The 6,389-nt window shown below is 74.1% G+C and carries 9 protein-coding genes; 8 read left to right on the top strand and 1 reads right to left on the bottom strand.

Going from position 1 to position 6,389, the window contains the following annotated elements:
* A partial coding sequence (locus VGL20_13705; GenBank protein ID HEY2704734.1) for a MarR family winged helix-turn-helix transcriptional regulator occupies positions 1–392 on the top strand: 392 nt, incomplete at its 5' end.
* Positions 393–402: 10 nt separating this feature from the next.
* Here the strand turns inward: VGL20_13705 and VGL20_13700 are convergent.
* Positions 403–1,245, bottom strand: coding sequence for a maleylpyruvate isomerase N-terminal domain-containing protein (locus VGL20_13700; protein HEY2704733.1), 843 nt, complete (start codon positions 1,243–1,245; stop codon positions 403–405).
* Positions 1,246–1,354: 109 nt separating this feature from the next.
* Here VGL20_13700 and VGL20_13695 point away from each other — a divergent pair, with 109 nt between their 5' ends.
* The 7 genes from VGL20_13695 to VGL20_13665 all read left to right on the top strand — a co-directional run bounded on the left by VGL20_13695 (position 1,355) and on the right by VGL20_13665 (position 6,252).
* On the top strand, positions 1,355–1,831 hold the full coding sequence (locus VGL20_13695) for a MarR family winged helix-turn-helix transcriptional regulator (GenBank protein HEY2704732.1): 477 nt from the start codon (positions 1,355–1,357) through the stop codon (positions 1,829–1,831).
* Entirely contained in the window at positions 1,828–2,625 is a 798-nt protein-coding gene (locus tag VGL20_13690; GenBank protein ID HEY2704731.1) for a helix-turn-helix transcriptional regulator, read from the top strand. Before VGL20_13695 ends, VGL20_13690 begins: the two co-directional genes overlap by 4 nt.
* A gap of 114 nt (positions 2,626–2,739) precedes the next feature.
* On the top strand, positions 2,740–3,012 hold the full coding sequence (locus VGL20_13685) for a GreA/GreB family elongation factor (protein HEY2704730.1): 273 nt from the start codon (positions 2,740–2,742) through the stop codon (positions 3,010–3,012).
* 7 nt (positions 3,013–3,019) lie between these two features.
* Positions 3,020–4,255 carry an MFS transporter gene (locus VGL20_13680; GenBank protein ID HEY2704729.1) on the top strand — a complete coding sequence of 412 codons (1,236 nt, stop codon included), beginning with the start codon at positions 3,020–3,022 and terminating at the stop codon, positions 4,253–4,255.
* Positions 4,252–4,686 (top strand): hypothetical protein, encoded by a 435-nt coding sequence (locus tag VGL20_13675; GenBank protein HEY2704728.1) that lies wholly within the window; start codon positions 4,252–4,254, stop codon positions 4,684–4,686. Before VGL20_13680 ends, VGL20_13675 begins: the two co-directional genes overlap by 4 nt.
* A 217-nt stretch (positions 4,687–4,903) precedes the next feature.
* Positions 4,904–5,368 (top strand): hypothetical protein, encoded by a 465-nt coding sequence (locus tag VGL20_13670; GenBank protein ID HEY2704727.1) that lies wholly within the window; start codon positions 4,904–4,906, stop codon positions 5,366–5,368.
* A complete protein-coding gene (locus VGL20_13665; protein HEY2704726.1) occupies positions 5,365–6,252 on the top strand; it encodes a ParB/RepB/Spo0J family partition protein in 888 nt (295 codons plus the stop codon). The genes VGL20_13670 and VGL20_13665 overlap by 4 nt, the downstream gene beginning before the upstream one ends.
* The last annotated feature ends 137 nt before the right edge of the window (positions 6,253–6,389 follow it).

Here is a 6,389-nt window from a genome sequence, read left to right as displayed (position 1 = left end):
AGTGTGGACTGTTGTGCCACTCTGGCGATTCGCACTTTCCCTTTGTGCCAGAACGGTGTAAGGTGCCCTCCATTCCCATGGCGGACCGATGCACCGTGCCCGAGCTGATCAGCACTCATGGCCTCATCCTTCTCTGCATCGCGTCAACGGAGGGGCTGAGCGTGAACCGTCTCGCCGCCGTCGCCGGGGTGAGCGAGAGGACGGCGTCGCGCATCATCAGCGACCTCGTCGACGCCGGCTACATCACCCGCACGCGCACCGGTACGCGCAACTCGTACACCGTGCTGCCGGAGGCGGAGGTGTCCGACCCGCTGGGCACCGGCTGGCGCCTGGAGCGGCTGCTGGGCCTGTCGCACCATCGGGTCGAGGCGCCGGCGAGTCAACCCGGTTGACACATCCCCGTCAGGGGTCGAGATAGAGCCCCTTCCAGCGGAGGCCCAGCCAGGGCCGGCGCCCCCAGGCGTGCAGCCGTCCGTGCGCGATCGACGTCCACTGGCTGCGGCGACCGTAGCCGACCAGCATCAGCTCGACCGGGTCGCCGAGCAGGTGGCAGTCGACGCGCTGGCCGGTGTAGGGCTCGGCGACGGCGACACCGTCGTCGACCCGGTTGACGAAGCGCGGTCCACCCCAGGCGCGGATGTCGTAGCTGGCGTGCATCCCGCGGGTGCGTTCGGGGTCGACGATCCGGGGGATCATCGCGGTGAACACACCGCCGACCACCAGGCGGGCGTCGCCGGGGTCGATGTGCCAGGGACGGCCGAGGCCACGGGCGATGTCGTGGGCGTGCACCAGCAGCTCGCCGAGCACCACGCAGAGCACGGTGGTGAGGTCGAGGGTGGCGCCCTCCCCGTACCAGGGTGTGCGCAGCACCTCGTCGCCGCCGCGACCCTCGACGGCCCGGAGAAGGGTGCGCGCGCCCTCGCCGATCGTCCGGGCGAGCTCGTCGGTTGGTGGGAGCGGTGCGCGTGCGAGGGTGCGTTCGTTCGCTCCCGCGAGGCGCTCGCGAAACCCCTCCACCTGTGGGATGAAGGGATGCCAGAAGGCCTCGCGACCGCGCACCGCGTCGGTGAACGCCGGCAGGCAGAAGCCGCCGAGGTGCGCGGCCACCTCGCCGACGCTCCACTGCAGGTGTGGCGCCGGCGTCCCGGTGTCGTCGATGGACGCGGTCAGGATCGCGGTGCGCTCCGCGGCGGCGGTCAGCGCGTCACGGACCACCCGCTCGTCGATGTCGACCACCCTCGACATCAGCACACCATAGCGCACCGCGGCGCCCACAAACCGCCGTGATTGGCAGGAACTCACTCCACACGATCGTCGCTGGACTGCACCGCGCGGTTTCATGTATATACATGCCATGGCGACGGACGAGTGTGCGCCGGTCGTGGCGTGCCAGACGGTGGCGGCCTCCTGTCCGTGCTTCGCGCTGCGCAAGGCCTCGCGCTCGGTCACCCAGCTGTTCGATGACGCGCTCCGCCCGGTGGGGCTCCACGCCACCCAGTTCACCCTGCTGGTGGCGCTGCGGCTGCTCGGAGCGGTGCGGGTGTGCGACCTCGCCGACGAGGTGGTGACCGACGCCACCACCCTGAGCCGGAACCTCGCAGTGCTCCAGCGCCGCCGCCTGGTGATGCTCACCTCGGCCGGCGACCGGCGCAGCCGGCTGGTGGCGCTGACCCCGGCGGGCCACGCCGCCCTGACCCGCGCGCTGCCACTCTGGGAGGCGACCTACCGGCGGCTCGAGGACGTGCTCGCGGCCCCGGAGGCGGCCCAGCTGCTCGGCGGGCTCGACGCCCTGACCCGGCTGGCGGTGAGCGCCCGGCAGGAGCGGCGGTGACTGGCAACGGCGCCACCCCGGCCCCGGCCGGCGCCCCCGGCTTCGGCGCCGCGCTGCGCCAGTTCCGGCTCCGCCAGGGGCTGAGCCAGGAGGAGCTGGCCCGGCGGATCTCCTACTCGCGTCCGCACCTCGCCAACCTGGAACGGGGGGCCCTCCTCCCCGGACGCGCCTTCCTGCCGAGGATCGAGGCGGAGTTCCCCGGCGGCGGCGCCGCGCTCCACGGCGCCTACACGGCGGCGGTCCGCGAGCAGCGGCGCACCCGCCGGCACGACCCCTTCGCCCCCGACCTCGGCGCGGCCATGCTCCCCGGAGGGCTCGGCGAGGAGGTCGAGGCGCCGGTCGAGGAGCACGGCACCGTGAGCCTGGCGGGCACCTGGTACGCGCTCTGGGAGACGACCGCGGAGGGCCGCCTCAGCATCGACAGCGAGTCGGTCACCGTCCAGCAGCAGGGGCTCAACCTCAGCATCGAGAACCACAGCCGGGCCCCGGAGAACCCGCTCGGCTCCTTCCTCTGGCGGGCCCACTGCCGGGTCTACGACAACCGGCACATCCTCGGCATGTACGTGCCCCGGGAGGCGAACGTCCGCTCGAAGGGGGTCGTCTATCTCACCCTGCACACCTCCGGCGCCTTCATGCTCGGCCGCTGGCTGGGGTGCAGCTACGACGATGAGTTCGCCTCGGGCATCAGCGTCATCGCCCGCGACCGCGAGGTGGCGCAGCTGCAGATGTGCAAGCGCCTGCCCGCCGCGATCGAGCTTCTCGGCAGCCCACACGAGGCGTTGAACGGAGCCTGAGCCGGTTGGTCGTTCGACGGGCATCGTACAAATCGTCGGGTGTTTGTCGAACCTTGTAAAACCCCGCCCACCCGCGCTTCCATGCCACCGCGACCCGATGAGAGGAGGTGCGGCATGGTGGAGCGAGCAGTGGCCGGAGACGGCGCCGGAACAGTGATGGCGATCGGGCTGGGCTCGACCGTGTGCTGTCGCGACGCGGAGGGAGAGCACCGCTACACGCTCGTCGTCCCCGCCGACGCGAACCCGCTCGAGGGACGGATCTCGGTGGCCTCCCCGGTGGGCCGGGCGCTGCTGGGTCGCGCCGGCGGGGAGGAGGTCGACGTGGCCACGCCGGGAGGCAGGCGCCCGCTGACCATCCTCAGCGTCCACGGCGGCGAGGTGTTCTGACCCGCCGATGAGCACACGGACCCTGGTCGAGCGCAGACCGGCACCGAGCTACCGCCAGCTTCTCCTTCTCGAGGGCTTCGCGCCGCTCGCCGTCGCCGCGCTCTGCGCTCGCGTCGCCATCAGCATGGGCCAGGTCACCGTCGTTCTCCTCACCCTCCAGCAGTACCGGTCGCCCGGGCTCGCAGGCCTCGCGGTCTGTCTGAGCATCGGGCCCGGTCTGCTGGTCAGCCCCCTGGCCGGCGCGCTCCTCGACCGCTACCCGCGGGTGTGCCTCATCCGCATCGACCACGTCACCGCCGCGTTCGCGCTGCTCACCATCGCCGGCCTCACCTGGGCGGGGCGGCTGGCGCCCTGGATGCTGCTGCTCGCGCTGGCGGTGTCCTCGCTCACCGCCCCGCTCAGCGACACCGGCACCCGGGCGATGCTGCCCGCGGTCGTCCCCAGCCGGCTGTGGGACAAGGCGAACGCCCTCGACAGCGGCGGGTACGTGATGGCGGGCCTGGTCGGCCCGCCGCTGGGCGGGGTGCTGGTCGCCACCGGGGGCCCCGCCCTCGCGATCGTGGTCACCGGGGCGCTGTACGCGGCGGCGGCGCTCACCGTCGGCGGCGTCGCCGACCCGCGCCGCGAGCGGGCCGAGACCGGTGCGCTGGCGGGGCGGGTGCTGGACGGGCTGCGCTACGTGCTCCGCCACCCCACCCTGCGCGGCCTGGCGGTGAGCGTCTCGCTCCGCAACGTCGGCCCCGGGGTGCTGTTGGTGGCGCTGCCGGCGCTCGCCGCGCACCGCCTCCAGGCCGGCCCGGAGGTGATCGGCGCGCTCTTCGCCGTCCTCGGCCTCGCCGGCGTCGTCTCCGGCGTGGTGTCGGGATCGGCGAGCACGGTGGGCCGGGAGCGCACCATGCTCGCCGCCGCGATCGGCACCTCGGCACTGGGCCTGGCGGTGCTGGCCGGCGCCGACACCCTCGCCCAGGCGCTCACCGGCATGGTGATCATCGGCCTGTCCACCGGTCCGCTCGACGTGAGCCTCTTCTCCCTGCGCCAGCGCTGCACCGACACCACCGTGCAGTCACGCGCCTTCGCGGTGTCGATGGCGCTCAACTACCTCGGGCTGCCGGTGGGCTCGGCGATCGCCGGCCCCCTGGTGCAGTGGTCGGCGGCGGCGGCGCTCGGGCTCGCGGCGGCGACCACGGCCCTGGCGGCCGGGCTCAGCCTGCTGCTCATCCCGCGCACGGTCGCGTCCCCGTGACCGGGCCGATCGCCTGCACCACGACCGAGCAGGTGCGTGCCACCGCGCGCACCATGGCGGAGGCGCAGCGGCGTCGCTGCTACCGGCGCTGCCGGACGCTCTGCGACGACATCGTGGAGCGCCTCGGCGCGCTCGCGGTGGAGGAGGACGCCGTCCGCGCTGCCCGGCTGGCGAGCCGGTTGCGCGCCGACTCGGACGTGCTGCTGCGCCTGGCGACGAGCTTCAACCGACCGGAGTGGCGGGCGCTGGTCTCCCGCCGCGCCCGGCTCTTCGTGGTGCAGAGCGGCGCCGGGGTGGAGGCGCTGGTCGAGGAGCTGGGCACGGAGCTCAGCGATGCGGAGAGTGGCCGTCCCAGCGCGCAGGGCCGCGCGCTCGCGCTGGTGATGTCGCTGCACGCCGGCGTGTACGCGCTGACCGAACCGCTCCCCTGATCCGGTCCCGGCCAGGGAGGAGGACCGGGGATGAGGTCGTGACCCGGCGACGCAACAGTAGCGCCCGTCATTGGCCAGAACTGGCAGTCTCGTACCAGTGCACGTGCGGTGCACGCGAGCTGCGCTGTCCTCCCATACACTGGGCACGATCCGGTGACGCCGATGTCCGGCGCGCCGTCGACCGGGAAGGGATCCGATGCAGCATGGGAGAGTCGTCATGCCCGAGGTGATCGCCGCCGCGCGCCTGCGCACCGCGCTCGGCGCCGTCCTGGTCACCGCCGGCACCGTGGTGCTGATCGCCGGCCCCGCGACGGTGACCGTGTCCGCTGGGGGACGGCCCCTGCCCCGCTCCGTGCCCGCGCAGGCGCGGGTCACGCCGCCCCCACCGCCGCCGGTGACGTTCGCGCCCGTCCCGGTGGTCACCCCGGCCGCGGCCCCGGCACCGAGCCCCCCCGCGTCCGCGGTCACGCTGACGGCGACGGCGACCACGACGACCGCATCCCCGTCCGCAGCCGTACGTCCCGTGCCGCGGTCGCTCGGCGTCCCCACCACCGGCGCGGCGGCACCGCCGGTCGCCGGTGTGGCGCTGGTGCTGGCGGGCGTGGCGATGCTCGCCGGGTCCGCCCGGCGCCGCGAACCCCGGGCGGCGACCTTCGACGACACCCTGCCCTGGTACTGGTGACCACCTCGGACGACCCCCCGGGGGAGGGGGCCGAACTCCACCTCAGCGGCCGGCCGGTGCGCCCCGACCTGCGGCGCCTGCCGATCGACCGGGTGCGGCCGCGCCCCGACCAGCCCCGCCATCACATCGACGCGCGCGGGCTGGAGGAGCTCACCGACAGCGTCCGCCACCACGGTGTGCTGCAGCCCATCCGGGTGCGCCAGCGCGGGGACGTCTACGAGATCATCGCCGGCGAGCGGCGCTGGCGGGCGGCGCGGAGGGCGGGGCTGCAGGAGATCCCCGCGATCGTCGTCGAGGCCGACGACGACCTCGCCTACGTCGAGGCGCTGGTCGAGAACATCCAGCGCGAGGAGCTGAACGCCGTCGACCGCGCCCATGCCCTGAAGCGGCTGCGAGTCGCCCTCAACCTCGGCTCGTGGCAGCAGGTGGCCGAGCTGGTCGGGATCACCCGGCAGCACGTGTACAACATCCTCAACGTCACCCGGCTCCCCGAGGCCATCCGCGACGACATCCGTGCCGGCGACCTCACCGAGAAGCACGCGCGCGCCCTGCTCCGGCTGCGCGACCAGCCCGAGGTGCAGCACCGGCTCTGGGAGGAGATCCACGCCCGGACCCTCTCCGGCCGCGCCGCCGAGGAGCGCGCCCGGGTGATGGCCGCGGCCCCCAGCACCCCGAGGTCGCCGGCACCGGCACGCCCCCAGCGGCTGCCCCCGCCGCCGTCCCCGCCCAGCGACCTGGTGTCGCTCGCCACCGAGATCCTGGCGACGCTGGTCACCGCGGCGCCCGAGGAGCTGCAGGCCGCCGCCCCGGCCCTCTCCGACCTCCACCGCCGTCTGGCCCAGGTGTTGGCGCCTCGCCCGGGCCCTCCGTCCTCGAGTCGCTGACGGCGGACGCGGGGTGACGCGGGACACCACGCCGGATGCTTCAGACAGGTCCTCGCTCGCCTTCGGGCTTCGCCCTGCGGCGTGCTGCGGAACTCGCTCCGGCATGGTGTCCCGCATCCCCCCGCTGCGTGCGTGCG

The sequence above is a fragment of the Candidatus Dormiibacterota bacterium genome (assembly GCA_036495095.1).
Lineage (GTDB): Bacteria > Chloroflexota > Dormibacteria > Aeolococcales > Aeolococcaceae > CF-96.
Note: the sequence above shows the minus strand (reverse complement) of the source record. Positions and strands in the feature narration are given on the sequence as shown.

Excerpts from the sequence above, each read along its gene's own strand:
- VGL20_13695 (HEY2704732.1), top strand. The coding sequence starts at position 1,355 with ATGGCGACGGACGAGTGTGCGCCGGTCGTGGCGTGCCAGACGGTGGCG.
- VGL20_13685 (HEY2704730.1), top strand. The coding sequence starts at position 2,740 with ATGGTGGAGCGAGCAGTGGCCGGAGACGGCGCCGGAACAGTGATGGCG.
- VGL20_13680 (HEY2704729.1), top strand. The coding sequence starts at position 3,020 with ATGAGCACACGGACCCTGGTCGAGCGCAGACCGGCACCGAGCTACCGC.
- VGL20_13670 (HEY2704727.1), top strand. The coding sequence starts at position 4,904 with ATGCCCGAGGTGATCGCCGCCGCGCGCCTGCGCACCGCGCTCGGCGCC.
- VGL20_13700 (HEY2704733.1), bottom strand. The coding sequence starts at position 1,245 with ATGTCGAGGGTGGTCGACATCGACGAGCGGGTGGTCCGTGACGCGCTG.